Source organism: Streptomyces sp. NPDC033174 (genome assembly GCF_055577795.1).
Genome location: NZ_JBVIPQ010000011.1, coordinates 87,861 through 113,881 on the forward strand (window position 1 = coordinate 87,861; position 26,021 = coordinate 113,881).

A 26,021-nucleotide genomic window follows, 5' to 3' on the forward strand; every position below is an offset into this window, starting at 1 on the left:
CGCTTCCGTCGGGCGGCGAGGATCAGGCGATGAGCAGTCCGATGCCGCCGAGGGTGTACGTGATCATCAGCGCGAACAGCGGGAGCTGACCGGCCAGCGCCCGGGCGGGAGGGACGAGCCGCAGCGCGCGGTCGTGCGCGGCGACCACCCCCATGACATGACCGGTGACCACGGCGGCGATCTGGAGAGCGGCGAGACCGCCGGGGCCCAGCGGCGGCGCGGGCGCCTCGACAGGAGGCGGGAGGGGACCGGCCGAGAGGGCATTGTCAGTGGCGAGTGCCACCATGACGGTGCGTGGTCCTTCCGTCACGAAGAGGGTGAAGTAATGCGCGACGAGATAGCCGAGGGCGATCGGCACGAGTGAGTGGGCGAAGGCCTTGAGGGGGTGGGTGACCTCGCGGGCCGAGAGGCGGACCGCGCCCGCGCAGAGGCAGTAGAGAGCGGCGACGAGGGCCACGGCGCCGAGCAGCCCGAGGGTGGCGGTCGGGGTGTGGCCGAGGGGTGAGGTCTGGACGGTGGTGATCCAGGCCGGGGCGTCGGAGAAGCCGTCGTACGCGGTGGAACCGAGCAGGACGCAGAGGGTGGCGACGAGGCCGGGGGCGGGCGGCGTGGCGTCCAGGGAGTGGAAGGGGTTGCGCAGGACGAGGCGGCCGTCGTGTCGGCGGCCGAGGGGAGAGAGGCGGGCGATGAGGGTCGAGTAGACCTCGAAGGCATCGGCGTGGGCGAACCAGGCCTCGCCGTGGCGGGCGGCGCCGGCGAGATGGACGGCCGCGAAGGCGGCGAGGAAGAGGAGAAGGGTGGTGGGGGACGCGGGGTCGGGGGCGACGAGTTCGAGCCAGGTGAAGGCGAGCAGGCAGGCGGCGGCCGGCCGGAGTCCCACGTGCGGGGACAGCGGACGGGGGTTCTTCGTGGGACGGAGGGCGTGGAGCGCCCGCAGGGGGTTCAGCAGTCGCCCTACCGGGCCGAGGAGCAGAGAGGCGGGGACGAGACCGACCCAGAGGAGGACGTAGACGACCCCGGGCGCCGGGTTGTGGTCCGCGTCGTCGGGCCCCACAAGCAGCGAGAGGAGCACGAGCAGGGCGGCGGCCAGGCCGAGCAGGCGCAGGGCGGTGCGGGTGGCGGGGGCGTCGGCGAAGCGCTGGAGGGAGGCGGGGATCGGGCGGCCCGAGCGGTCGCCGTGGAAGCGGGACTCCGACCAGAGCAGGCCCAGCACGAGAAAGGAGACGAAGAGCGCGGCGAACGCGCCCGCGAAGGCGTAGAAGAGTGGAACGGGGAGGTCGTGCTGGGTACCGACCCCGTGTGCCAGAGGCATGGGGACGAGGGGCGTCGCGGCCGAGGGGGCTGACGTGGGGACGAGCAGCGTGGGGACGAGCGGCGTGGGGACGAGCGGCGTGGGGACGAGGTCGAAAAGGGGCAGGGCCGGGAGGGCGGGGGCGGTCATCGGACGGCGAGTTGGGTGAGGACGAGGCCGGAGTCGTGGGTCTCCACCTCGAAGAGGCCGGCGCGGTCCACGGTGAGGGTCAGAATGACGGGACGTCCGGCGGGCAGCGGCACGGTCCGGTCGTAGCCGTGCACATGGAGGGTGTCGGCGCGGTCGCTGGTCACCCGCAGGGCGACGCGCGCGCCCTTCCTCAACTCGACCCGTCCGACCGGCGGTTGGACGCGGCCACCGCTGACGCTGATGTCGAGGGTGCGTTCGAGGGCGCCGTCCGGGGCGGGCGGGGAGGGAGCCGGCTCGGGGGCGTGGGTGGGGGCATGGGGGTGACCGGCGGAGCCCGGCGGGCTGGTGAGCCTCGCCGTGGCCTCGACCGGCCTGCCCGCGACGGCCCAGGCCGTGTGGTCGTCGGCGTGGAGGCGCACCGTGAGGACGTGGGCGCCCGGGGGCACGGCGCTCGTGGGCAGATGGTGCCAGGGGCCGTAGAGACGGGCGATCTCGCGGCCGTCGAGGAAGAGGTGGGCATGGCCGCGGCCGAGGAGGGCGGCGGCGCCCACGCTCTCGGGGGTGAAGTGAAAGCGCTCCACGGCGAGTTGGAGGTTCCACCCGTCCTCCGGGTCGGGCCGGGCGATGAGACGGACGGCGGGGGCGCCCCCGGCCGGTACGTCCCGGAGCCGGTGGCCGGACTCGTCCTTCGTGTCCCGCAGCCTCCCGGCCGCCCCGGTCGCCTGCTCGTGGCCCGTGCCCGGCCGGTGGTGCGTGGTGGGCCGCCCGCCACAGCCCGCCGCGCCCAGCAGGACGAGTACGACGGCGAGCGCGCCCGCCGTCCGGCGCCCCGCGCCGCCGCGACCGGGCTTCACGCCGCCCCCTCGACACCGGCGCCGCCTCCGCTGCCTGCGCTGCCTTCGCCGCCTGCCGCTCGGGCACCCTCTCCGGAGCCACCTCCCGAGTCGCTCCGGCCCGAGAAACGGCCCGGGGAACGGCCCGAGGGAAGGGCCGCTCCGTCGGGGACGGCTGCCGCGCCCGGTGACCGGCGGACGGGATCCGGCCCGCCTTCCGCCCCCGTGCGCCCGGCCGCCACCGCCGCCCAGAGGACCCACACCACCGCGAACAGCGTCCTCGCCCACGCCGGGCCGAGCGGGATCCAGGGAATCATCAGGACCGCCTTGTCGAAGGCGTCGAGGAGGGTCAGTGCGCCGAGGATGAGCGTGGCCCGCGCGAAGGCGTGGCGGGTGGAGCGCAGGGCCAGGCCGATTCCGGTCCACCAGGCGCCGAGGAGCAGCAGTGCGAGGGCGGGGACGTACCCGGAGGACAGCCCGGTGGTCGATCCGGCGACGTCGAGGCCCAGACCGACTACGCCCAGCGCGGTCGCGACGGCCGCGAGCCGGCTGCCGCGCAGCCGGCGCCACCACAGGACGCCACCCACCAGGGCGAGTACGGCCGCGGCGGCCAGGGCGAGCTGGGTCTCGACGCGTTCGATTCCTCGGGCGCCGTACCAGTCGCAGCCGGCCGGCAGACGTCTTGCCTGGACGTTGTAGTCGGCGCAGACAAGGAGTTGGGCGAGCTTGACCGGTTCGCCCGCCAGCCGGTCGGAGCCGCCGGAGACCTCGCCGCGCCGGGCACCGCACGTGGGCAGGACCCGGGGTGAGGAGGGGCCGGTGCCGGACTGCCAGCAGTTGCCGCCGCCCTGTCCGTCCCACCAGACGTCGGTGCGGTTGGGGCGCGCCGCTCCGGATCTGTCGACGCCGAGGTGGTTGGCGGCGTACCGGTTGTGGTGCGAGGTGTCGGCCTGCTTGGACCAGGCGGACTCACCGCGGATGAAGGCGGGGACGGCGCTCAGGTAGAAGCCGGTGCGCCGGTGCCCGTACACCCAGTTGTTCTCGTAGAGGTTCCAGTTGCCACCGGCGGTGATGATGCCGGTACCGGGCGGCATGGAGATCTGGGGGCAGACGACTCCCTGTTCGTAGCCGCGCTCGATCGGCGGCTTGGCGCAGGTGCCGTCGGCGACATGGCGGTAGTAGTTCTCGTTGTTGTCGTGGATCAGGTTCCGCTCGAACCGCGCGTGGTTCTGCGGGAGTCCGGGGTGGCCGGGGAAGGCGCTGTCCATGGAGGCGCCGCCCATGTTGTGGTCGAACTCGTTGTCGTGGACGAGGACGGAGTCGCCCGCGGTCCCGGAGTAACCCACCATGTTGTGGTGGCTGCGGCAGCCGGTGATCTCGATGGAGTAGCGGGGGACGTCGTAGCCGCGGCCGTTGTTGATGTCGGAGGCGCTGCCGGGGTAGATGCCGGAGTCGCCGTTGCCGTACGACTCGCAGTTCTTGTAGAGGCCGTGATCACTGGCGAAGGTGAGGAAGCCGTACTCGTCGTTCCACCGCGTCAGCACGTCGTCGATGACGAAGCCGTCTCCGGCCAGCACGTACAGCGAGTTGAAGGTCGTGCGCTGGGCGGTGAAGTTGCGGAAGTAGACGCCGTCGGACTTGTCGGCGCGGATGGCGTTGAGCTTCTGGTACTTGGCGTCGAAGACGACGTCCGTGCGTGCCGCGCCCGTCCCCTCGATCTGGAGGTTCTTCTTGCCGAGGATGGCGACGAGGTTCTGGTTGTGCGGGCAGCGCTTCTGCTGCTCGTAGCTGAGGATCTGGTAGCCGAGTGCGGAGTCGGACGCCTTGAGGCGAGCGCAGGCGCCGGTCGGGGCGGGGAGTGAGGGTTCCTCCTCGTACAGCCCCGGGAGGACGGCGATGGTCATGCCGGGCCGGTCGACGGCGTCGACGGCCTGCTGCAGATGGCGGTAACCCTCGCGCAGGCAGCGGGCGTACAGCGCGAGATTGCGGGTGCGCAGGGCGTCCGGGTAGCCGGAGACCCGGCGCTCGAAGGCCGCCCGGTCGGTCTTGCAGACGAGGAGGTCCGGCTCCCCGGTACGCAGGACCGGGACGCTGCCGGAGCCGTCGGGGAGGGTGACGGGGCGTTCCTCATGGGCCCGGGCCGCGGGGGCGGCGGCGAGCGTGGCGAGGAGGGCGGCGGCGAGCGCCGGGAGCACGACCTGGATCCAGCGGGTCCACAGAGTGCGCGACATGCGCGTGAGAGTAGAGCAATGTTCATCTTTTGGAACCCCTCGCGCACGGGATTCGTCCGAGGGACGGCCCGCGCTCCCTCGTCACCTCGTTCAAAAGTCCCGTTGACGTGAGCCGCGCGGAATCCTACGGTCATGCATAGGATTCAGTCAGGGTGCAAGAACAGGGCGCAAGGACAGGAGCGGGCGATGAACACCGACCAGGCAGCCGGCGACCGGGCAACGGCCGACAGGGCAGCGACCGAACAGGCGAGAAAGACGGCCGAGGCACTGGCGTACCACTCGGGATTCGGCAACGAGCACAGCTCGGAGGCCGTCCCCGGCGCCCTGCCGCACGGCCGCAACTCCCCGCAGCGCGCACCGCTCGGCCTGTACGCGGAGCAGCTGAGCGGCACGGCCTTCACCGAGCCGCGCGCCCACAACCGCCGCTCCTGGCTCTACCGGATCCGCCCGTCGGCGGCCCATCCGCCGTTCGTACGGATCGACAACGGCGCGGTCCGCAGCGCCCCCTTCACCGAGACGGTCCCCGACCCCAACCGGCTGCGCTGGAACCCGCTGCCCGAGCCCGCGCCCGGCACCGACTTCCTCGCGGGCCTGTGGACGGTCGGCGGCAACGGCGACGTGACGCAGCGCGCGGGCATGGCCGTGCACCTCTACCACGCCAACTCCTCCATGACCCGCCGGGTGTTCGGCGACGCCGACGGCGAGCTGCTGATCGTCCCCGAGCACGGCGGCCTGCTGCTCCGCACCGAGCTGGGCATCCTCGCCGCCCGCCCCGGCGAGGTGGCGCTCATCCCGCGCGGGGTCCGGTTCCGCGTCGAGCTGCTCGACGAGAGCGCCCGCGGCTATGTCTGCGAGAACTACGGGCAGCCGTTCCAGCTCCCCGACCTCGGCCCGATCGGCGCCAACGGCCTGGCCAACGCCCGCGACTTCCGCGCCCCGGTCGCCGCGTACGAGGACGTCGAGGGCCCGGTGGAGGTGGTCAACAAGTACTGCGGGAACCTCTGGGCCGCGACCTACGACCACTCGCCGCTCGATGTGGTCGCCTGGCACGGCAACCACACCCCGTACGTCTATGACCTGCGCACCTTCAATGTCATCGGCTCGATCAGCTATGACCACCCGGACCCGTCGATCTTCACGGTGCTGACCTCGCCGTCCGACACCCCCGGCCTCGCGGGCGTCGACTTCGTGGTGTTCGCGCCGCGCTGGCTCGTGGGCGAGGACACGTTCCGTCCGCCGTACTTCCACCGCAATGTGATGAGCGAGTACATGGGCCTGATCGAGGGCGCGTACGACGCCAAGACGGCCGGCGAGGGGGGTTTCGTCCCGGGCGGGGGGTCGCTGCACAACATGATGTCCGCGCACGGCCCGGACCGGGAGACCTTCGACCGGGCCAGCGCCGCCGAGCTGAAGCCGCAGAAGATCGACGACGGCCTCGCCTTCATGTTCGAGACCCGCTGGCCGGTGACGGCGACCGGGCAGGCGGCGGGCGCCGCCCATCTGCAGAGCGGGTACGACGACGTATGGCAAGGTCTGGAGCGCCACTTCCGGCCGTAGTGACGTAGTACGGACGTACGGAGAAAGCCGTGACCGCCTTCGCCCCCGACTCGCTGATCCTGAACCGCAAACTGCCGCTCTGGTATCAGGTCTCGCAGTCGCTGCGCGCCTCGATACTGGGCCGGACGCCCGACGCCTCGCTGCGGCTGCCCACCGAGGAGCAGCTCGCCGCGCACTACGGCGTGAGCGTGCTCACGATGCGCCAGGCCCTCAAGGAGCTGGAGGAGGAGGGCCTGATCAGCAGGCACAGGCGGCGCGGCACGTTCATCGAGCCGGGCGCCCGGCGCAGCACCCCGCGCCGGCTGCTCGGTTCGATCGACGCGATCGTGGCCCAGCAGTCGGGCGAGGCGACCACGGTGCTCGGCCATGGCACCGAGCGGGTGCCGGGCGAGCTGGCCGAGTACTTCCCCGGCCAGTCGGAGGTGGTCGCCTATCGGCGGCTGCGCTGCGACGGGGAGACCGGCGAGCCCACCAACTGGGCGGAGAACGCGGTGCGTCCGGATGTGGCGGCCGGCCTCGATCCCGCCGATCTGGAGCGCTGGCCGATGACGAAGGTGCTGCGCGACCTGATGGGGGTGCGGATCAGCCGGATCACGGACACGGTCGAGGCGCGGCTCGCGGATCCGGAGACGGCGGCGCTGCTGGAGGTGCCGCTGCTCTCACCGATCCTGCACTACACGGGTGTGACGTACGACGAGGAGGGCCGGGTCGTGGATGTGGCCCGGATCCGGTACCGGGGCGACCGGTTCTCCTTCACGGTCACGGTGGAGGCCGACTGAGACCGGCACCTGCCCGCCGGTCACTAGCATGCCTGCCGTGAGAGACGACGTGTCCGCCCTGCCGCTGCTCGACGACCTCATGCCCTGGTCCGTGGCGCCGCTGCGGCTGGGGCGGTCGTGGATCCTCGCCCCCGACGTCCGTACCCTGCGGGCCCGCTGGGAGGCTCTCGTACGCGCCGAGGGGGGCGAGCGGGAAGCGCTGTTCCGGCCGACGCGGGCGCGCACACCGCACAGCTCGGTGGCGGCGCTGCCCGGGCAGGCGACGGGGACGGGACGGTTCGCCCGGGAGGCGGGGCCGTTTCCGGAGCCCGTACGGCTGGCCCACGGGCCGTTCGACGAGCAGTGGCTGATCCCGGACCACCGGCTGATCGATGTCGCCCGCCCGGAGATGTGGCGGGTGGCCGACGGTCATCAGCTCTTCGCGGTGGAGCAGGGGCATGTGCCCGGGGCGGACGGGCCGGCCCTGCTGGTCTGCGGCGTGCTTCCGGCCGGCCGTCCCGGACGCATCCGTCCGCTGTACCGGCGTCCGGGAGGCCTCGAACCGAATCTCGCGCCGGGTCTGCTGGACCTGCTGAGCGAGCGGTACGGGCGCGAGGTCACCGCCCGGCAGTGGTTCGCGTGGGCCGTGGCCGCCGCTCGGCTCTCCTCCTCCGGCTGCGTGGTGCCACTGGCCGCCGGCCCCTCCACGTGGGACGAGGGGGTGGAGCTGGGGCGGCGGATCACCGACATCCAGCTGCGCGGGGCCCGGGGCGGGGAGCGGCCCCGGCTGCCCGGCGGCCGCCGCCCCTATGTGCGCGCGGCGATCCCGGACCGGCCGGTGGAGATCGCGTACGACCCCGACGACGAGGCGATGCTGATCGGCGAGGGCCGGATCTCTCCCGTTCCGGCGGGGGCCTGGGAGTTCCAGGTGGGCGGCGCCGGGGTGCTGCGCACCTGGTTCGACCATCGCACGGCCCCGCCGGACGGGGGCGGCCTCGAGGCGATCGGCCCGGCCGCGTGGCCGCAGGAGTGGACCTCGGAGCTGCTGGAGCTGATGACCGTCCTGGCCCTGCTCGCCGAACTGCGACCGCACCAGGAGAAGTTGGCGGTGGGCGAGCAGATCTCCCGGGAGGAGCTGCGGGCGGCGGGCGTGCTCCCGGCACCGGCTTCGGCACGGCGGCCCGCCTCCGTCCTCGACCACCAGGAAGAGGGCCCCGAGGGTCAGTTCGCCCTGCTCTGAACCGGGTCGAAGGAGTCGAGCACCCGCCCCAGCGTCCGCGTGAAGATCTCGTCGGTGTCGATGGGTTCGGCGCCGGCCTCGGCGAGCACGCCCGCCAGCCTCGGGTAGGCGCCGGTCGCCGTCTGCCGGATCAGGTAGGCGCCGCGTACGGCCTGTTCCTGCTCCCGCGACCAGGGCAGGGAGCGGGCGCGCTCGGCGAGGGCGAGTTCGTTGGCCACGGTCATCATGACGGTGCCGTTGACCGTCGCGATCAGTTCCATCTTCGTGCCGCCGGGCAGGTCGAGGCCGTCCAGGCAGGTCAGGCAGTACTCCAGGAACCGCAGGGCGTGGGGGCCGAAGGCGTACCCGGTCGACATCAGCCGGATGACCCAGGGGTGACGGCGCATGATCGCCCGGGTCTGCCGGGCGACGGCGAGCATGTCCGCGCGCCAGTCGCCGCCGGGACGCTCGGGGAACACGTACTCCGCGCTGATCGCGTCGACCATCAGCTCGTAGAGGTCTTCCTTGCGCGGAACGTAGTTGTAGAGCGACATGGTGCCGCAGCCCAGTTCGGCCGCCACGCGCCGCATGGAGGCGGCCTCGATGCCGTCGGCGTCCGCGAGGCGCACGGCAGCCGCCGCGATGTCGCCGCGGCTGTACGCCGGTTTCGGCCCCCGGCCCGCACGCTCGGGGCGCGCCCAGATCACTTCCGGTTCGGCCGCTCGGCCCGCCATGGATCATCACCTCTCCCCCATCCTAGTTACGTACGGCGTACGTAGTGCGCTATGGTCCGGACATGACGACTACGTACGCTGTACTTAGTGAAGGCCTCCAGAAGCGGTACGGCGAGGTCCACGCGCTGCGCGGCCTCGATCTGGCCGTCCCCGAAGGCACCGTCTGCGGGGTGCTCGGACCGAACGGCGCGGGCAAGACCACCGCCGTACGCGTCCTCACCACCCTCGTCGCTCCCGACGCGGGGAGCGCCCGTGTCGCCGGCCACGACGTGGTGCGCGACCCGGCGGGCGTCCGCCGCCGCATCGGCGTCACCGGGCAGTACGCCTCCGTCGACGGGGACCTCACCGGCGCCGAGAACCTGCGCCTGTTCGCGAAGCTGCTGCGCGCTCCCCGCGCGCGGGCCGACGAACTCCTGGAGCGCTTCGGACTGACCGACGCCGCCGGGCGGCCGGCCCGCACCTACTCCGGCGGAATGCGCCGCCGTCTCGATCTGGCGGCGAGCCTGCTCGTACGCCCCCAGGTGCTCTTCCTCGACGAACCGACGACCGGTCTCGACCCGCACAGCAGGAACGGCATCTGGGACGCCGTCCGCGAACTGGCCGACGCGGGCACCACCGTGCTGCTCACCACCCAGTACCTGGAGGAGGCCGACCGGCTGGCGGACGACATCGTGCTGATCGAGGACGGCCGGGCCGCTCACCGCGGCACGCCCACCGAACTCAAGGCCATGATCGGCAGTTACGCGGAAGTGGTCGTCGCCGACCCGTCGCTGATGGAAGCCGCCGCGGCCGTCCTCGACCAACTGACCGGCTCCGCGCCCCTCCTTGACGCGGAGCGGCGCACGGTGGGCGCGGTGACCACGGACCCCACGCTCACCCTGCCCCGGATCGTCCGTGAGATCGACGCGGCGGCGGTGCGCATCGTCGACGCGAGCCTGCGTCCGCCCACCCTCGACGAGGTGTTCCTGCGCCTCACCGACCGCAAGGAGCTCGTCGCATGAGTGCGTTCGTCCACGACGGAACCGCTGTCCTCGGCCGCCATCTCCAGCGGATCAGGCACGACCCGGCCATGATGATCATGATGCAGACGATGCCGATCGTCTTCCTGCTCTTCTTCGGCTACGTCTTCGGCTCCGCCCTCGCCATGCCCGGCGCGGAGTACCGGGCCTATCTGGTGCCGGGGCTGCTGGTGGCGACGGCCGCGAACGGCGTCATGGCCGGGATGTTCACCGCCGCCCAGGATTCCCACCGCGGTGTGATGGACCGCTTCCGCACCATGCCGGTGAGCCGGTCCGCGGTGCCGCTGGGCCAGGCCCTCGCCGATCTGCTGACCAGCGCCGTCGGCATGGTCCCGCTCATGCTGGTGGGGCTGGCCATGGGCTGGCGGATCGAAGGCGGGGCGCCGGCGGCGCTGGCCGCCTTCGGCCTGCTGGTCCTGTTCCGCTTCGCCACCACCTGGGTGGGCATCCTGCTCGGGCTGATGTCCAGGAGCGAGGAGGCGGCGGGGCAGTTGGGCAGCGCCACCTTCATGCTGCCGCTGCTGTCCAACGCCTACATCCCGACCGACAACATGCCGGGGTGGCTGCGTACGGTCGCCGAGTGGAACCCGATCTCGGCAGTGACGACGGCGGTCCGGGACCTCTTCGGGAACGCCGAGGTGCCGGCGGACGCCGCCTGGCCGGTGGCGCACCCGGTGGCCGGGGCGCTGACCTGGTCGCTGCTGCTGATCGCGGTGTTCGCGCCGCTCGCCGTCAGGCGGTACGCGCGCCGGTAGCTCCACCCGGGCGGAGGCCGGGGGCGGCCCGGGGCCCCGGGGACCGCCCCCGGCAGAATGCGGTATGACCACTCAGCCACTCCCCCTCGACGGCATCACCGTCGTCGCCGTCGAACAGGCAGTCTCGGCTCCCTTCGCGACGCGCCAGCTCGCCGACCTGGGCGCCCGTGTGATCAAGATCGAGCGTCCGGACGGCGGGGACTTCGCCCGGGGCTACGACACGGCGGCGGGCGGACTGGCCTCGCACTTCGTGTGGTGCAACCGCGGCAAGGAGTCGCTCGCGATCGACCTCAAGGATCCGCAGGGCCTGGCGCTCGTCCGTCAACTCGCCTCCGGTGCCGATGTGTTCGTCCAGAACCTCGCGCAGGGCGCGGCGGCGCGGCTGGGCCTGGACGCGGCCACCCTGTGCGCGGCGCACCCCCGGCTGGTCGCCGTGGACATCTCGGGGTACGGCGCCGGAGGGCCGTACGCGCACAAGCGGGCGTACGACATGCTCGTGCAGTGCGAGTCCGGCCTGGTGTCGGTGACCGGGACCCCGGACCGGCCGGTCAAGGCCGGGATTCCGGCGGCCGACATCGCGGCGGCCATGTACGCCTACTCCGGGGTGCTGGCGGCGCTGCTGCGGCGGGCGACGACGGGACGCGGCGGGCCGGTGGAGATCTCCATGCTGGAGTCGCTGGCCGAGTGGATGGGGCATCCGCTGCACCATGTGATGCACGGGGGCACGACCCCGGCGCGTACGGGGGTCGGGCACGCCGTCATCGCGCCGTACGACGCCTACCCGACGGCGGACGGGAGCGAGGTCCTGCTCTCCGTACAGAACGACCGCGAGTGGCGTCGGCTCGCCGAGCAGGTCCTCGGCCGCCCCGATCTGGCCGCCGATCCGGCCTTCGCGACGAACACGGCTCGGGTGGAGCACCGCGAGAGGACGGACACGGTGGTGGGAGAGGCGCTCGCCGTGCTCCCGGCCGCGGAGGCGGTCGCCCGACTGGAGGCGGCGGGCATCGCCTGCGCCCGGCTCAACACGGTGCAGGACCTGGCGGCCCACCCCCAGTTGGAGTTCCGTGACCGCTGGCGCGAGGTCGGCTCCCCGGTGGGGCCGCTGCGCGCGATGCTTCCGCCGGTCACTTTTCCGGACGCGCCGCCGCTTCCCATGGGCCCGATCCCGGCACTGGGCGCCCACACGGACGCGATCCTGCGGGAGCTGGGTGTCGGCGAGCGGGAGGTGGCGCGGCTGCGGGGGCGCGGGGTGGTCGCCTGACGGGCGAGGCGCGGGCCGCCCGGCGAGGCAGGGGTCCGGGTTCGCCGTGGCCCGGGCGGGCCGGCCGGCGCCGGGCCGCGCGGACCGGAAGTTTCGGCGCGGGATGCGAGCGCGGTCGTGGGCGCGACACCGGGCAGGGGTGGGGCGGGGAAACCCCACGAAAGGAGCCGTCAGGCGGGGACGCGAGCGGGGCGGGTGCGCATGACGGGCACACGGGCCCCACCTGAGCGGCGGGGGCAGGCACAGGCCCGAAGGCCTGGCCTTGACGGAGCAGGTGCTAGTGGCGGCTGCCGAAGAGCGAGCGCCGCAGCCGTCGCAGCGGCGCGAAGAGCGAGACACGCGCGCTCCTGCTTCCGATGCTTCCGCGTCGGTGCGCGACATCGCGCGACGTCAGTTCACGCATCAGCAGCGTCGCTTCGGCCGCCTCGCGCTGCGGGACGGCAGGGCCGCCGAGCACCGAGAGGTGGCGGTCGAGACGCGAGCTCGTCGCGCTGCTCCCACAGGTGATCGCAGGCACTCGTGGCCTGCTTCGCACCGTTATCTGTTCCATGTCACTCCCCACCCGTACGAGGGCACCCGGCCCGGGCAGGTTAACCCTATCGCTCCGCAGTGACACCCGTGTATCCCGCTCACGGGATTCACCGTACCCGTACGGGGGTTGACGGTCACTCTTCGAATGCGCCCGATTCCAGGGCGAGTTGGACAGGTGTCGATCCGTCACCTTCCGCCCGGTACCGGCACCCCCGCGAGGCCTTTGTGATCTCCACCACCAAGATCACGAAGACACGTCGTCCGAAGGGGACGCACTCGCGCCTGGTTGAGCTAGCTTGGAGTGGTTTTCGACCCTGCAGCGGATGGGGGACCTCGCCGTGAGCGAAGTGCCGGGCGACGAGCGTCTGGTCGCGGGGCGGTACCGCCTTCTCAGCCCCCTCGGGGAGGGCGGCATGGGGGTGGTGTGGCGGGCCCGGGACGAGGTGCTCGCCCGCGAGGTCGCCGTCAAGGAGGTCCGCGCGCCTGCCTGGCTGGACGACACGGACGTGCGACGGCTGTACGCGCGTCTGGAGCGGGAGGCCTGGGCCGCGGCCCGTATCTCGCACCGAAATGTCGTCACCGTCTACGACGTGGCGACCGAGGAGGGCCGGCCGTGGATCGTCATGGAGCTGATCCGGGGCCTCACCCTCTCCGAGACGCTGGACGCCGAGGGCCCGATGACACCGCAGCGCGCCGCACGCGTCGGCGCGGACGTCCTCGCGGCGCTGCGCGGCGCCCATGAGGCGGGGGTGCTGCACCGGGACGTGAAGCCCGGCAACGTCCTCATCGCCAACGACGGCCGGGTCGTCCTGACGGACTTCGGCATCGCCGTGGTGGAGGGGACCTCCAATCTGACGATGACCGGCGAGCTCGTGGGCTCCCCCGAATTCCTCTCGCCCGAGAGGGCGTTGGGGCGCACACCCGGCCCGGAGTCGGACCTCTGGTCGCTCGGGGTGCTGCTGTACGCGTGCGTGGAGGGGCACACCCCCTTCCGCCAGGACACCCCGCTGAGCACGCTGCGCGCCGTGGTGGACGAGGAGTTGCCGCCGCCGCGGCGGGCGGGGGAACTCACCCCGGTGATCGAGGGGCTGCTGCGCAAGGACCCGGCCGAGCGTCTGCCGGCCGAGGAGGCCGAGCGCCAGTTGCGGGTCATCGGCGCGGGCGGCGCCTTCCGTGCCGCCCCTGCGCGGTCCGGTACGCCGGTTGCGCCCGTCCCGTACGGCCCTTCCGACGAGGCCGGGCGCACACCGCCGATGCCGCTGCCCGGTCCTGGTCCCGGTACCAGCCCCGGTCACACCGCGACCACCGGATCCACGCGGCCGGAGCGGCCGCGGCGCGCCGTCGCCGTGCTCGCCGCCGGTGTGGCCCTTCTGCTGCTGGCCGTCGGCGCTCTCGTCTACGCGCTGCTGCGGGCCAACGACCGTCTCGGGCCGCCGGGCGGGGGCACCACCACGAGCCGTGGCGGAGCGACGCCGCCGACCGGGCAGCCGAGTCCCACTCCCACGCCCACCCCGACGCCCGGCACCAGGAGCCCGAGCGCCTCGGGCACACCGTCCGCCACCACGCCCCAGCAGAGCGTCCGGGTACGGGTGAGGGCGGTGCGCGACACCTACAGCGGGACGTGTCCCCCGCCCGAGGCCCAGGCCCCCGCCTTCACGGCGACGATCGCGGTCGGCCGCGTGCCGGTCACGGTGGCGTACCGGTGGGTGACCGAGAGCGGGGAGAGCGGCGGGGCGGAGTGGAGGACGCTGGAGTTCCCCTCCGGCGGGCCGAAGGAGAAGCAGGTCGATCACGTCGAGTTGACGCACCGGGAGAACGACACGCGCCGCGACCGGATCCGGCTGGAGGTGCGTACGCCGGTCGAGGCGCGCTCCGACTGGGTCGCCTTCTCGCTGACCTGTGAGCGGGAGACCCCGACGGACGGGGCCTCCCCGCCGACCCCGACGGGGTCGGTCACACCGCCGCCCTGAAGGGGGGCAGATAGCCGCCGGACTGGCCGGAGGCGGTGGGATGGTACGACTCGCCGATGTTGAGCCAGTTCAGGCTGTGCAGCCAGGCCGAGCCGGAGCAGATCTCGTGCCCGGTGAAGGCCGGGGTGACATCCGCGAAGGTGAAGCCGTGGTCGGCCGCGCGCTTGGCGGTCGCCGTGTTGAGGTGGTCGGCGCCGCCGTTGATGGCGATGCGTTCGTTCTCGGTGAGTCCGGCGACGCAGCTGCCGCCGATCTTGTAGAAGCGGGGGTAGCCGAGGACGACGACGCGCGCCGACGGAGCCTTGGATCTGATCGCCGAGTACACCGCGTCCAGCTTGCCGGGCAGGGTGGTGTCGACGTACGCCTTGGCTTGATTCACTCGGTTGATGCAGGTGGCTTCGGACTGGAGGACACAGGTCGTCATGACGTCGGCGAAGCCGGCGTCATTGCCGCCGATGGTGATCGAGACGAGGTCGGTGGCGGCGGAGAGGGGGCCGAGCTGACCGGCCGTGACATCACCCGTACGAGCGCCCGAGCAAGCGGTGAACGCGAACGACGAGGGTGAGTTGGCCGAGGCCCAGAGGACGGGGAACGCGCGGGTGCTGCGCTTGCAGTCGCCGCCGGCGCTGTCGTAGCTCCCGGCGCCGACACCGGAGGAGTAGGAGTCGCCGAGAGCTACGTAGTCGAGCGCGGCGCTCTCCGCGGACTGCGCCGGCCCCGCCCCGGTGAGGGTGAGAACGGCGCCGAGGAGGAGTGACGATGAGAAAGCCGCGATTCGGGACAGTTTCATGGAACCTCCCTTTAGCAGGATCTCTGCCTCAACTGTCGTAGCAGCGCGCATAGCTCACTGGAAGTGTCCATGCCAAGGAGATTCCGCGCAGGCTTCCTGACAAGGCGTCATGGGCTCTCGGCGAGGAGATCCGGCATCGGGACCCTTGCGGGCAAACCACCCGCGCGGACCATAGAGAACAAGCCACGAGGGCGCCTACGGCGCGAGTCGGTCACAGAGGTCCACGCCGGCACCCGAATCCGCCCGGCGCGCGCCCCGCCCGGCCGGGAACCGTAGCGGAATCAATTCGCGCGCCGATGGGCTGGACTTCCTCGCCATAAACGGAATTCCGGGGGGGCGAATTGAATAACTCCCCCGTCACTTCTGCCACTTGATCCCACACCTGTTCAGCGGCAACCTATCGATCGGACTCGGCGTCTCCACTGTCAGAGAAAGGCAATTCGGCAAAAAGTGAGACCATCATTTGGGTCTTGCCATACAGTCCCATTCATCAATACCGTCGTACATCTCACCCGCAACGGACCATCATGCAAAGCGGCTCAGGGGAGGGCTTCGGCGTCGCGATGGTTCCGGGGCGGGGCGCGTAGGGGGGTGCCGCGCTCGGTGGACGTACGTGTGCCGAGTCGCGTGCCACGCGGCCAGTCATGCCAGCTCACTCATGCCGCACGGAGGTCCGTTCCGTGACGGCCGGGTGAGACCCCCCTTTCGAACCGGACACATCACCGGACTGCCCGGGGGTCGGGCGGTCCACCGGACGAGAGGGAAACCCGACCATGAGTTCTTTCCTGCGCCCGCCGGCCACGGGCTCACTCGAGAATCATTCCGTCACATCCGAATCCGCCGGCAGTCGAATAGCCGCTCAGTATCGCGCCATCACTTCCCATTTGGCGATCACTCCGCCGGTGAGCGTGGTGATTCCCGCGATGAACGAGGCGGACAATCTTCCGTACGTCTTCAAGACACTTCCGGACTGGATCCATGAAGTGGTCCTGGTCGACGGAAACTCCACCGACGACACGGTCCGGGTCGCTCGCGAGCTGTGGCCCGACGTGAAGGTGGTCAGGCAGGCCGGCAAGGGCAAGGGCGACGCCCTCATCAGCGGATTCGCCGCCTGCACGGGCGACATCATCGTCATGGTCGACGCCGACGGCTCGGCGGACGGCCAGGAGATCGTCTCCTATGTCTCCGCGCTGGTCGGCGGCGCGGACTTCGCCAAGGGCTCCCGCTTCGCCAACGGGGGCGGCACCGACGACATGACGCCGATGCGCAGACTCGGCAACCGGGTCCTGTGCGGGATCGTCAACGCCAAATTCGGGGCCCGGTACACCGATCTCTGCTACGGCTACAACGCCTTCTGGCGTCGCTGCCTCGACGACATCGCCCTCGACTGCACCGGCTTCGAGATCGAGACGCTGATCAACATCCGGGTCGTCAAGGCCGGCCTCAGAGTCCAGGAGGTGCCCAGCCACGAGTATCTGCGCATCCACGGCGTCAGCAACCTCAACGCCGTACGGGACGGCATCCGCGTCCTCAGGGTGATCCTGAAGGAGAAGGGGGTCCGCCGCCCGGCACGCCGCCGGCCGACCGCGCTCTCGGTCAACGTCCCACGCGGGGAGGTCTCTTGAAGCACCGCCGGCTCTCCGTGGTGATCTGCGTCTACACCGAGGACCGCTGGGACGACATCATCGCGGCGGTCGACTCGGTGCGGCAGCAGTCCCGGCCGCCCCTGGAGACGCTGCTCGTCGTCGACCACAACCAGCGCCTGCTGGAGCGGCTCACCGAGGAGTACGGGAACGAGACGGTACGTGAGGAGGTGCGGGTGCTCGCCAACGCGGGCCCCCGCGGCCTCTCCGCCGGCCGCAACACGGGCATCGCCGCCGCGCACGGCGACATCGTGGCCTTTCTCGACGACGACGCGGTGGCCGAGCGGGACTGGCTGCGGTACCTCGACGAGGGGTTCACCGACCCCCGGGTGATGGCGGTCGGCGGACGGACGGTGCCCGCCTGGGCGTCCGGCCGCCGGCCGGTGTGGTTTCCCGAGGAGTTCGACTGGATCATCGGCTGCACCTACCGCGGCCTGCCGCCCGGCCGGATCCGGGTGCGCAACGTCCTCGGCGGCAACGCCTCCTTCCGGCGCACCGCCTTCGACGCCGCGGGCGGCTTCGCCACCGGCATCGGACGGGACGGCGACAAGCGGCCGCTGGGCTGTGAGGAGACCGAACTGTGCATCCGGCTCGGGACCGCCCTGCCGGACGCGGTGCTCCTCATCGACGACCGCGCCGTCATCCACCACAAGGTCCCCGCCGCGCGGGAGCGGTTCGGATACTTCCGCGCCCGCGCCTACGCGGAGGGGCTGTCCAAGGCCCTCGTGGCCCGGAGCGTGGGCACGGCCAAGGGGCTCGAGTCGGAGCGGCGGTACACCACGCGGGTACTTCCGGCGGGAGTGCTGCGCGGTCTGTACGACGCGGTGCGCGGCCGGCCGGGCGGCGCGGGGCGGGCCGCGGCGATCGTCACCGGTGTGGTGGTGGCGGCGGGCGGCTACGTACGGGGGGCGCTGGATGCCCGCAGGGGCGGGACGACGTTCTCGTACGGGCGGATCGGCGACCTCGGTGACCCGACGGCTCACGCGACCGGAGAGGTCCGGTGACCGGCCGGGGGGACGGCCGGCGCGTGCCGATCCTGATGTACCACGCGATCGGGAACCGCCCCGCGAAGGCGGCGTACGGCCTGTCCGTGTCCCCCGAGGACTTCGCCCGGCAGCTGGACCTGCTCGGTGAGCGCGGCTTCACCCCGCTCACCGCCGCGCAGCTCGCCGGCGCCTGGCGGTCGGGCGGCCCGCTGCCGCGCCGGCCCGTCCTGATCACCTTCGACGACGGCTACGAGGGGGTGCACCGGCACGCGCTGCCGGTGCTCGCCGAGCACGGCTTCGCCGCCACCCTGTTCGTCTCCACGGGGTGGCTGCGCGGCCCCCACGACGAGGGCGGGGCGCCGGACACCATGCTCGACTGGGACCAGGTGCGTGCGCTCGCCGCCGCCGGGACCGAGATCGGCGGTCACACCCACACCCATCCGCAGATGGACCAACTCCCCGACGGGAGGCTGGCCTTCGAGACGGCACACTGCAGGGAGGTCATCGCCGGGGAGCTCGGCGCGGCACCGGTCTCCTTCGCCTATCCGTACGGCCATTCCAGCCGGCGCGTACGGCAGGCGGTCCGTGCGGCCGGGTTCGCCCAGGCGCTCGCCGTCGGCAACGCGCTCGCCCGGCGCCGGCAGGGGCCGTACGCCCTGGAGCGGGTGACGGTGCGGCGCACCACCGGGATCGAGGAGTTCGAGCGGCTGATCGAGGGCCGCACCGTCGTTCGGACGTTCGCCCGGGACCGGGTCCTCACGAAGGGATACGCCGTCGTCCGACGCGCCCGGCGCGCGACGGCCGTCCTGGCCAGGACACATACGTAGCGCACCACGTCAAAAGACCGTGCGCGGACAGGCCCTGTGGCAGATCATGGGCGCATGTCTGCCACGCCGTCCGACCCGCCCGACCCGTCCGATCCGCGGCACGCCCTGCCCATCCGTCTCACCGTCGACGACAGCGACTCACCGTCCGACGTCGTCGACGCGCTGTTTCTCGGCCGCTTCGCGACGGGCGAGCAGCCGTACTCGCACAGCTCCACCATCGACCGCGTCAAGCCCGGCGCCACGCTGCTGCCGCCGGGCGCCACGGTGCTGCGTTCGGCGAAGGACGACGACCGCAGCGCCGTGCTCGCCGAGGGCGAGGGGTGGACGCTGCTGATCTCGCGGTGGAACCGGGGCGCCGACGTCACGGTCACCGCCGTCCGGTCCGAGCTGGCCGAGAGCGTACTGAAGCAGGCCACGGACGGCGCGCAGGACGAGCCGGAGCCCCAGCCGTCGAGTGTCTCGATGGGCTTCTGGTACGTGTCGCCGCGGCGCGGCCCGCACCGCACGACACGGCAGATCTCGGCGGGCACCTGGGACGAGGTACGGCCCAACTACACGGCTCCGGTGGCCGAGGCGATGGACCGGCTGATGAAGGTCACGCCGGACGACATCGCCGGGCGGCTGCTCCTGCTGCACGGGCCGCCCGGCACCGGCAAGACGTCCGCGCTGCGGACACTCGCGCGGTCGTGGCGGGACTGGTGTCAGGTCGACTGCGTCCTGGACCCGGAGCGGCTGTTCAACGACGTCGGCTATCTGATGGACATCGCGATCGGCGAGGACGAGGGCACGGCGAAGGGCCGCTGGCGGCTGCTGCTCCTGGAGGACTGCGACGAGCTGATCCGCGGGGAGGCCAAGCACACGGCCGGCCAGGCGCTGTCCCGGCTGCTGAACCTCACCGACGGTCTGCTCGGCCAGGGCCGCAATGTCCTGGTCGGCATCACCACCAACGAGGACCTGGAACGCCTGCACCCGGCGGTGGTCCGCCCCGGCCGGTGCATGGCCCGCATCGAGGTGGGGCCGCTGTCCCGCAAGGAGGCGGTCACCTGGCTCGGCACCGAGGAGGGGGTCGGCCGGGAGGGTTCGACGCTGGCGGAGCTGTACGCGCTTCGGCGGGGCAATCCCCCGGCGTCCATCCCGGACCAGAACAAGGGCGCGGACGCGGGCCTGTACCTGTGAGGCGGGGGTATGTCGGTATGTGGACGAGGCCTGGCGGCATCCGGACCGGGTCGCCCCCGGCACCGGACGCCCAGATGCTGACCTGTCGTCAGTTCCCGTACGTCGCCCTCAGGGCCTCCTCCACCGCCGCCCCTGCCGCCTCCCGTGTCAGGCCCAGGCGGTGGGCCTCCGTCGCGTAGGCCGCCGCGGCCGCCGCCGCCCGGCGGTCCGCCGCGTCGCCCGCCGCCGCCACGAACGTGCCGTGGCGGCCCCGGGTCTCGATCACCCCGTCGCCCTCCAGCGCGCGGTAGGCCTTGGCGACCGTGTTGGGGGCGAGGCCCAGTTCGTCGGCGAGGCCCCGCACCGTGGGGAGCTTGTAGCCGACCGGCAAGGCACCGGTCCTGGCCTGCTCGGAGATCTGGGTGCGCAGCTGTTCGTACGGGGCGGTCGCGGAGTCCGTGTCCACGGCGATCTTCAGGGTCACGGACCCGATTCTCCCCCACCGCCCCGCGCGTCGCCGGAAAATGGGAGGCGACCGCGTTGGGGCGGAGCGTAGCGTGCGGCCCCATGACTGTGATCGTCCGTGATTTCCGTCCCGGTGACGACAGTGACGCCGAGGCGGTGACCCGGGTCCGGCGCGCCGCGCTCCCCCACCTGGTGACGACGCCCGAGGCCCTCGCCTTCGGTGTCGAGAACGCCAACCCGGCGTCGAAGTACCGCCTGTTGGTCGCCGAGAAGGACGGCGAGATCATCGGGACGGCCCATACGGGCATCGTGTACGACAGCGACGAGCCCGGTCAGTCGTTCGTGAATCCCAATGTCCACCCCGACCACCGCGGCCAGGGCGCGGGCGGGTTGCTGCTGCGTACGGCCGAGGAGCATCTCGCGGCCGCCGGCGCGACAGCCGTGTACGCCTGGGTGCTCGACGACCCGGACTCGATGGTCTTCGCCCAGAACCGGGGCTTCTCGCCCAGCCGTTCGGCCCTCTTCCTCCGTCTCCGGCTGGCGGACGCCACCCTGCCCGAGCCGCCCGCGCTCCCCGCCGGTGCCGAGCTGCGCACCGCCGCCGACTTCGCCGGCGACCCCCGTCCCCTCTTCGAGGCGGACGCGGCGGTGACGGCCGACGAGCCGGGGGACATTCCCGTGACCCTCGACGACTACGAGGACTGGCTGAACCGCATCTGGAACGACCCGCTGCTCGACCGGGAGCTGACGACGGTCGCGGTGGCGGACGGGAAGGTCGTCGCCTTCAGCGCGGCCCTGACGGACGGGCGGACCCGCTACATGTCCGGCATGACCGGGACTCTGGCCCCGTACCGGGGGCGGGGCCTCGCGAAGATCGTCAAGGCCGAGTCGCTGCGGCGCGCCCGCGCGGCCGGTTACACGGAGGCGTTCACCGGCAACGACTCCGCCAACCGTCCCATGCTGTCGGTGAATCAGTGGTTCGGGTATGAGCTCTGCGCCATGGAGGTACGGCATGTCCGCACGATCGGTTGACGTGGTCCTGGTCAAGGGGGGACGTACGAAGATCCGCTATCCGGCAACCGTGGTCGCCGACGACGGGACCCGGCTCACCGTGCGCGCCCCGTGGGCGGCCGACGGTGTGCGGGACTTCGGGTTCGTACGGTTCGAGCCGGGCGACGTCTTCATCGAGCACTACTGGCGCGACCGGTGGTACGCGGTGAAGGAGGTCCGGGCCTCCGACGGCGCGTTGAAGGGCTGGTACTGCGACGTCACCCGTCCGGCGGCCGTGGACGGTGCCGAGGTGGTCGTCGAGGACCTCGATCTCGATCTGTGGGTGTCGGCGGACGGAACCGAGGTGCTGCGGCTCGACGAGGACGAGTTCGAGGCGAGCGGTCTGGCGGACGCCGATCCGCAGGCGGCGGCGCAGGCACGTCTGGCCCTGGACGAACTCGAGCGGCTCGCCCGTGACGGGCTCGCGCCGATGCTGAATCTCTAGCCGGCCGGGTCGGGTCGGAGGCCGGGTGTCCGCCAAGGCGTCCGGCCGGATGTCCTGCCGTGGACGTCCGCCGGACGACCTGCTGGGGGCTCCGGCAAGATCCGAAAGACAGGCCCTAGCTGCCGCTCTCGTTCAGCGTGATGTCCGCCTTCCGGGCGGCGAGGAACTCGGGCAGCGGAAGACCCCGGGGCCCGGGCGTCAGCTTCATCAGGGTGGCCTCCGCCTGGGCGGCCCCCGGCTGGTAGCCGGCCCCGGTGACCGCGCCGCTGTTGGTCCAGGTGTGCGCCTGGCCGTCGCACACGGCCCGGGTTCCACCGATACCGGCGGCCCGGTTGTGCTGGACGACGCTGCTGCTCACGTACACCGGGCCGGTCCCGCCGTCGTCGAGACACCGGTACGTGCCGGTGAGGGTGACGGTTCCGTCTGCGGCGACGGTGCCGGTGTTCTCGACGGTGACGTCGTCGACCGGGCCGGCGTGGGCGGCGGGCGCGGCGGCGAGTCCCGCCAGCAGCAGGCTGCTCGCGGTCACGCCGAGGGCGAGACGGGACGGACGGACGCTCATGGGGGGTGTCCCTTCGGGGGGTGGGGGTGACGATGTCCGCCAGGGATACCGGATCGCACCTCCCCGGCGTCGAAACCTCACCCGATCGGTGGCGCGTTACACCCGTCCGTTGACCAGCCGCTTGCGGTAGTGAATACGGTCGTACGGTCCGTCCACGCGCCGCTCGACGACCTCGTAGCCGTACTTCGGGTAGATCTTCTGGTTCTCCCACATCATGGCGTTCGTGTACAACCGGATCTCCGACAGCCCGAGTTCACGCGCGTACGCGTCGGCGAAGGCGAGGAGTTCACGGCCGAGACCCGTGCCGTGGGCGTCGGGATGGACGGCGATCGAGTCCAGGAAGAGATGACCGGGGCGCGGGACGAGCACGACGAGCCCCATGACGGGGTCTCCGGTGACGAAGACCTGCCCCGCGGCCACCTCCGCCCCGTGGTCGGCCTCCATCGGGGCGGGGACGACGCCGATCCGCTCGATGTAGGGGTGGTAGGCCGCGTCGGTCACGGCCTTGACCCGGGGGACGTCGTCGATGGTCGCGGGACGGATGATCATGTGTCCACGGTACGACGGCGAGTGATCCCCTTCTTGATCAGGGGCCAGGTCCCCAGGAGCAGGATCAGCGCGTGGACGGTCCGACAAGGGCGTGTCGACCGGGCCCGCGACAGCGACCGTCATGAGCCCCCTCGGTTCGCCCGCTCGAGGCCGCCTTCGATGATCCCCCTGATCTCGTCGGACAGGTCCTCGACGGCGGCGAGACGGCCGAGGGCGGCGACGCTCTCGGGAACCCGCCAAGTGGTGTGCAACGCCCAGGCCGCCTGCTCCGAGGCCATGCCGCGCAGGACGAACTGCTCGGCGAGGTCCATGAGCCACGGGGTCATGGCGGCCTCGTCGTCGACGTAGAGGCCGCACCAGTGCAGCGTCGCCTCGGCGATCCACGACGTGATCAGCCGCACCGAGCGCGCGGCGAAGCCGGCGGCGTCGCGGCCCTGCCGCGCCCATTCGGCCTCGGCCTCGGCCATGCGCTCCGCCGTGACGTCCCGCGCGCTCGGCATGCGCTCGCGCAGGATGTAACGGATCTCTGTCCACTCGGGGTACTCGTCGTCCCCGAAGTCGGAGACGACCGCATCCTCCGGCGGCTCGGGCGAGACGAGGGGTTCGGACGGCAGGCAGGTTTCGAGCACCGCCCGCGCGTACGCGAGATTCTCCTCGTTCTCCTCCGTCTCCGGAGCCCAGCTGAACGCGACGTCCCAGGTGAACGGGTACGCGCGCAAAACCTCGGGCAGCAGCGGTATTTCGTCGGCGGTCACGAGGCTCCCATGTATTCCATCGCGCTCTTCGGGTCGTTCATCCTGCCCGAGTCCCGCGCCGCCCGCTTCTCCGCGTCGCTCTTGGAGTTCCACGCGGTGCCCATGGCCTTGATCTGCTCCAGAGCCTCTTCCTGAGCGGCCTCTTACGGCTGCCTTAAAGCCACCATAAAGATCGCCGTCACCCCGCCTCAGCAGGCCGTTCCGGCGATTTCGCGGGCTAGTTTGCTGATCGCCGGGACGGGTCCGAACCGTCGGTGCCGTAGCTCTCGGGGGGCTGCGCCGCCGGATCGGACCGTCCTCGTGCGCCCGTCCACGGGTCCCCCACACGCCCTGCCGAAGGAGATCGTCACCATGACCGCACGCCGCAAGGCCACCGCCGTCGTCGCCCTGGGGATCGGTCCGGTCGCGCTCGCCGGGCTGGCCGCGTTTCCAGCCGCCGCGCACGGGTCGATGACGGATCCCGTCAGCCGGGTCTCCGCCTGCTACGCGGAGGGGCCGGAGAGCCCCCGGTCCGCGGCGTGCAAGGCGGCGGTCCGGGCGAGCGGGGCGCAGGCGTTCTACGACTGGAACGCGGTGAACATCGCCAACGCGGCGGGCAAGCACCGGCAGCTGATCCCGGACGGCAAGCTGTGCAGCGCCGGCAACGACAAGTACAGGGGACTCGACCTGGCGCGCGCCGACTGGCCGTCGAGCCGGCTGAAGTCCGGTAAGCACACCTTCCGCTACAAGGGGACCGCTCCCCACAGGGGCTCCTTCGAGCTGTACGTCACCAAGGACGGCTACGACCCGTCGAAGCCGCTGAAGTGGTCGGACCTGGAGAAGAAGCCGTTCGCCAAGGTGACCGACCCGCGGATGGAGAACGGCGACTATGTCTTCGACGCAGCCGTGCCGAAGAAGTCCGGTCGGCACCTGATCTACTCGATCTGGCAGCGGTCCGACTCGCCCGAGGCCTTCTACACCTGCTCCGACGTGGTCTTCGGCAAGGACAACGGCGGCTCGGGCGCGCCGGCGCCGACCGCGTCCGCGCCGAGCGAGCAGGAGATCGAGGACGGCGCGGACAAGTCGTCGGTCGAGCACCACGGCCACGGTGACGACAAGGCCGAGACCGGTGCGAAGGAGACCGCGCCCGCGCCCCGGCCGCAGGAGCCGGAGGCCGGAGCGACCCGGGCGAACACGCCCGAGGCGGCCGGTGCGGGCACGCCGAGCCCGGCCGCGCCCGGTACGGAGAACCTCGCGCAGACGGGTGGCGACAGCAGCACCGCGTATCTCGCCGTCGGCGGCGCCGCGATCCTGGCGCTCGGCGCCGCGCTGCTGTTCGGCACGGCCCGCCGCAAGTCCGTCGCAGGCGGGCGCCACGGCCGCTGACCGGTCGGTCGGATGAAAGGGGCCCGTGTCCGGCGGACACGGGCCCCTTTCACGCGTCAGCCGACGACCGACGCGCAGGTGGTCGGCGTGGCCCGCCCGGGATCAAGGGCATTGGCCACCTCGTGGTAGGCGATCCGGTCCAGGATGCCGATGGCCACGTGCTCGGAGAGGTCGAGCGCGCACTTGTCCTGGATGAGGACGTTGTGCACGCCGTCCCCCGTGAGGAACTGGCTGCGGTAGGGGGTGACGACCTCGTCGTACTTCGTCGCGATGACGGTGTACTTCACACCCGGCACGGTGTCGCCGCCCTCGTTCAGCTTGGTGAGGAAGGCGGACCCGGCCACCTGGTCGGCGAGGCCTGGGGTGTTCGCGCTCAGCAGGTCCGCCGCTCCGGGGAAGTACGGCAGGAGCTCGGCGAGTCCGAGCAGGGTGGTGCCGTGGTTGTCGGGTGCGATGCCGATCAGGGCGTTCACCTTCTCCGCTCCGCCGAGGAACTTCAGGTAGTGGCGGGGCATCATGCCGCCTTGGGAGTGGCCGACGAGGTCGGCCTTGGCCGCCCCGGTGGCGGCGAGCACCTCGTCGACGAACACGTCGAGCTGCTCGGCGGACTTGTCGATGGGGCCGAGACCGTGGAAGAAGGGCACGTTCGGCAGCCGGCCGTAGTCGAGGGAGAAGACGCAGTATCCGCGGTTGACCAGGTAGGGGGCGAGGGCCAGCCAGTTGTCGATGGAGTTCCCGAACGTTCCGTGGACGAGGACGACCGGGCGGGGATGGGCGGCCGAGGGCTTGCAGGAGTAGTCGTTCCAGCCCCTGCTGATGGCGGTGACGGTCTCGGCCGAGGCAGTGGGGGCGGCCTGGGCCGAGGCGGTGGGGGCGACGGTGGCGGCTGCGGCGAGGAGCAGGACGGCGAGTGGTCTGAACGCGCGCTGCGCGCGCTTCTTCCAGGGCAGCATCGGGCGATCTCCTTGCGGCTCAAGGGAAATGGCGACGATTGGGGATGCCTGCGGCCCGGACCACAAGGGGGATGAGTGCTCACGACAACGTACGCACCAGTAACCACCACTGGGAAGTTACGCGCCGGTAAAAACTGAGGGAAAGTACCCGGGGTAAGGGGGAGGCC

Annotated in this window: 25 protein-coding genes; 14 read left to right on the forward strand and 11 right to left on the reverse strand. The window is 71.9% G+C overall.

Annotated elements, in window-relative coordinates; translation table 11 throughout:
* Positions 1-22: 22 nt before the first annotated feature.
* The 3 genes from ACZ5VC_RS29450 to ACZ5VC_RS29460 all read right to left on the reverse strand — a co-directional run bounded on the left by ACZ5VC_RS29450 (position 23) and on the right by ACZ5VC_RS29460 (position 4,505).
* Positions 23-1,312, reverse strand: a complete 1,290-nt coding sequence (locus ACZ5VC_RS29450; protein WP_469123108.1) for a hypothetical protein — start codon at positions 1,310-1,312, stop codon at positions 23-25.
* 125 nt (positions 1,313-1,437) lie between these two features.
* Positions 1,438-2,295 carry a hypothetical protein gene (locus ACZ5VC_RS29455; RefSeq protein ID WP_469123025.1) on the reverse strand — a complete coding sequence of 286 codons (858 nt, stop codon included), beginning with the start codon at positions 2,293-2,295 and terminating at the stop codon, positions 1,438-1,440.
* Positions 2,292-4,505 (reverse strand): right-handed parallel beta-helix repeat-containing protein, encoded by a 2,214-nt coding sequence (locus ACZ5VC_RS29460; RefSeq protein ID WP_469123026.1) that lies wholly within the window; start codon positions 4,503-4,505, stop codon positions 2,292-2,294. Before ACZ5VC_RS29460 ends, ACZ5VC_RS29455 begins: the two co-directional genes overlap by 4 nt.
* A gap of 186 nt (positions 4,506-4,691) precedes the next feature.
* On the opposite strand from ACZ5VC_RS29460, the gene hmgA reads away from it, so the two are divergent.
* Genes hmgA through ACZ5VC_RS29475 form a run of 3 tightly spaced genes read left to right on the forward strand, consistent with a single transcriptional unit; the run spans position 4,692 to position 8,060 of the window.
* Entirely contained in the window at positions 4,692-6,062 is a 1,371-nt protein-coding gene (gene hmgA, locus ACZ5VC_RS29465) for a homogentisate 1,2-dioxygenase (RefSeq protein WP_469123027.1), read from the forward strand.
* Between the two features lie 29 nt (positions 6,063-6,091).
* Complete coding sequence (locus ACZ5VC_RS29470) at positions 6,092-6,841, forward strand: GntR family transcriptional regulator (RefSeq protein WP_469123028.1); 750 nt, start codon at positions 6,092-6,094, stop codon at positions 6,839-6,841.
* Positions 6,842-6,869: 28 nt separating this feature from the next.
* Positions 6,870-8,060 carry a type ISP restriction/modification enzyme gene (locus ACZ5VC_RS29475; protein ID WP_469123029.1) on the forward strand — a complete coding sequence of 397 codons (1,191 nt, stop codon included), beginning with the start codon at positions 6,870-6,872 and terminating at the stop codon, positions 8,058-8,060.
* Here the strand turns inward: ACZ5VC_RS29475 and ACZ5VC_RS29480 are convergent.
* Positions 8,042-8,773 carry a TetR/AcrR family transcriptional regulator gene (locus ACZ5VC_RS29480; RefSeq protein ID WP_469123030.1) on the reverse strand — a complete coding sequence of 244 codons (732 nt, stop codon included), beginning with the start codon at positions 8,771-8,773 and terminating at the stop codon, positions 8,042-8,044. The two genes, ACZ5VC_RS29475 and ACZ5VC_RS29480, sit on opposite strands and share 19 nt — an antisense overlap.
* A 62-nt stretch (positions 8,774-8,835) precedes the next feature.
* Here ACZ5VC_RS29480 and ACZ5VC_RS29485 point away from each other — a divergent pair, with 62 nt between their 5' ends.
* From ACZ5VC_RS29485 to ACZ5VC_RS29495, 3 genes are all read left to right on the forward strand, one after another.
* Positions 8,836-9,774 (forward strand): ATP-binding cassette domain-containing protein, encoded by a 939-nt coding sequence (locus ACZ5VC_RS29485; RefSeq protein ID WP_469123031.1) that lies wholly within the window; start codon positions 8,836-8,838, stop codon positions 9,772-9,774.
* On the forward strand, positions 9,771-10,547 hold the full coding sequence (locus ACZ5VC_RS29490; protein ID WP_469123032.1) for an ABC transporter permease: 777 nt from the start codon (positions 9,771-9,773) through the stop codon (positions 10,545-10,547). Before ACZ5VC_RS29485 ends, ACZ5VC_RS29490 begins: the two co-directional genes overlap by 4 nt.
* A 64-nt stretch (positions 10,548-10,611) precedes the next feature.
* Positions 10,612-11,808 carry a CaiB/BaiF CoA transferase family protein gene (locus ACZ5VC_RS29495; RefSeq protein WP_469123033.1) on the forward strand — a complete coding sequence of 399 codons (1,197 nt, stop codon included), beginning with the start codon at positions 10,612-10,614 and terminating at the stop codon, positions 11,806-11,808.
* Positions 11,809-12,085: 277 nt separating this feature from the next.
* On the opposite strand, the gene ACZ5VC_RS29500 is transcribed toward ACZ5VC_RS29495, so the two are convergent.
* The gene (locus ACZ5VC_RS29500; protein WP_468709586.1) at positions 12,086-12,358 is read right to left on the reverse strand and encodes a hypothetical protein; all 273 of its coding nucleotides are present in this window, start codon (positions 12,356-12,358) and stop codon (positions 12,086-12,088) included.
* Positions 12,359-12,662: 304 nt separating this feature from the next.
* Between ACZ5VC_RS29500 and ACZ5VC_RS29505 the strand changes: the two genes are divergently transcribed.
* Positions 12,663-14,309: a serine/threonine-protein kinase gene (locus ACZ5VC_RS29505; protein WP_469123034.1), complete on the forward strand. Its 1,647-nt coding sequence runs from the start codon at positions 12,663-12,665 to the stop codon at positions 14,307-14,309.
* Here ACZ5VC_RS29505 and ACZ5VC_RS29510 read toward each other — a convergent pair.
* Positions 14,293-15,099, reverse strand: a complete 807-nt coding sequence (locus ACZ5VC_RS29510; RefSeq protein WP_469123035.1) for an SGNH/GDSL hydrolase family protein — start codon at positions 15,097-15,099, stop codon at positions 14,293-14,295. The genes ACZ5VC_RS29505 and ACZ5VC_RS29510 overlap by 17 nt on opposite strands.
* Positions 15,100-15,872: 773 nt before the next feature.
* Between ACZ5VC_RS29510 and ACZ5VC_RS29515 the strand changes: the two genes are divergently transcribed.
* Genes ACZ5VC_RS29515 through ACZ5VC_RS29530 form a run of 4 tightly spaced genes read left to right on the forward strand, consistent with a single transcriptional unit; the run spans position 15,873 to position 19,731 of the window.
* Positions 15,873-16,724, forward strand: a complete 852-nt coding sequence (locus ACZ5VC_RS29515) for a glycosyltransferase family 2 protein (RefSeq protein WP_469123036.1) — start codon at positions 15,873-15,875, stop codon at positions 16,722-16,724.
* The gene (locus tag ACZ5VC_RS29520) at positions 16,721-17,746 is read left to right on the forward strand and encodes a glycosyltransferase family 2 protein (protein ID WP_469123037.1); all 1,026 of its coding nucleotides are present in this window, start codon (positions 16,721-16,723) and stop codon (positions 17,744-17,746) included. The genes ACZ5VC_RS29515 and ACZ5VC_RS29520 overlap by 4 nt, the downstream gene beginning before the upstream one ends.
* A gap of 35 nt (positions 17,747-17,781) precedes the next feature.
* Positions 17,782-18,555 carry a polysaccharide deacetylase family protein gene (locus ACZ5VC_RS29525; RefSeq protein ID WP_469123109.1) on the forward strand — a complete coding sequence of 258 codons (774 nt, stop codon included), beginning with the start codon at positions 17,782-17,784 and terminating at the stop codon, positions 18,553-18,555.
* 54 nt (positions 18,556-18,609) lie between these two features.
* On the forward strand, positions 18,610-19,731 hold the full coding sequence (locus ACZ5VC_RS29530; RefSeq protein WP_469123038.1) for a DUF5925 domain-containing protein: 1,122 nt from the start codon (positions 18,610-18,612) through the stop codon (positions 19,729-19,731).
* Between the two features lie 88 nt (positions 19,732-19,819).
* On the opposite strand, the gene ACZ5VC_RS29535 is transcribed toward ACZ5VC_RS29530, so the two are convergent.
* Positions 19,820-20,194: a GntR family transcriptional regulator gene (locus ACZ5VC_RS29535; RefSeq protein WP_469123039.1), complete on the reverse strand. Its 375-nt coding sequence runs from the start codon at positions 20,192-20,194 to the stop codon at positions 19,820-19,822.
* A gap of 83 nt (positions 20,195-20,277) precedes the next feature.
* On the opposite strand from ACZ5VC_RS29535, the gene ACZ5VC_RS29540 reads away from it, so the two are divergent.
* Together ACZ5VC_RS29540 and ACZ5VC_RS29545 are read left to right on the forward strand one after the other, a co-directional pair.
* Positions 20,278-21,207 (forward strand): GNAT family N-acetyltransferase, encoded by a 930-nt coding sequence (locus tag ACZ5VC_RS29540; RefSeq protein ID WP_469123040.1) that lies wholly within the window; start codon positions 20,278-20,280, stop codon positions 21,205-21,207.
* On the forward strand, positions 21,188-21,670 hold the full coding sequence (locus tag ACZ5VC_RS29545; RefSeq protein ID WP_469123041.1) for a ribonuclease FAU-1 family protein: 483 nt from the start codon (positions 21,188-21,190) through the stop codon (positions 21,668-21,670). Before ACZ5VC_RS29540 ends, ACZ5VC_RS29545 begins: the two co-directional genes overlap by 20 nt.
* 115 nt (positions 21,671-21,785) lie before the next feature.
* On the opposite strand, the gene ACZ5VC_RS29550 is transcribed toward ACZ5VC_RS29545, so the two are convergent.
* From ACZ5VC_RS29550 to ACZ5VC_RS29560, 3 genes are all read right to left on the reverse strand, one after another.
* A complete protein-coding gene (locus tag ACZ5VC_RS29550) occupies positions 21,786-22,232 on the reverse strand; it encodes a DUF6299 family protein (protein ID WP_469123042.1) in 447 nt (148 codons plus the stop codon).
* Between the two features lie 96 nt (positions 22,233-22,328).
* Positions 22,329-22,781: a GNAT family N-acetyltransferase gene (locus ACZ5VC_RS29555; protein ID WP_469123043.1), complete on the reverse strand. Its 453-nt coding sequence runs from the start codon at positions 22,779-22,781 to the stop codon at positions 22,329-22,331.
* A 119-nt stretch (positions 22,782-22,900) separates the two neighbouring features.
* Positions 22,901-23,536, reverse strand: a complete 636-nt coding sequence (locus ACZ5VC_RS29560; protein WP_469123044.1) for a hypothetical protein — start codon at positions 23,534-23,536, stop codon at positions 22,901-22,903.
* A gap of 351 nt (positions 23,537-23,887) precedes the next feature.
* Here ACZ5VC_RS29560 and ACZ5VC_RS29565 point away from each other — a divergent pair, with 351 nt between their 5' ends.
* The gene (locus ACZ5VC_RS29565; RefSeq protein ID WP_469123045.1) at positions 23,888-24,901 is read left to right on the forward strand and encodes a lytic polysaccharide monooxygenase auxiliary activity family 9 protein; all 1,014 of its coding nucleotides are present in this window, start codon (positions 23,888-23,890) and stop codon (positions 24,899-24,901) included.
* A 56-nt stretch (positions 24,902-24,957) separates the two neighbouring features.
* Here the strand turns inward: ACZ5VC_RS29565 and ACZ5VC_RS29570 are convergent, their stop codons facing one another.
* Positions 24,958-25,854, reverse strand: a complete 897-nt coding sequence (locus tag ACZ5VC_RS29570; protein WP_469123046.1) for an esterase/lipase family protein — start codon at positions 25,852-25,854, stop codon at positions 24,958-24,960.
* Positions 25,855-26,021: the final 167 nt, after the last annotated feature.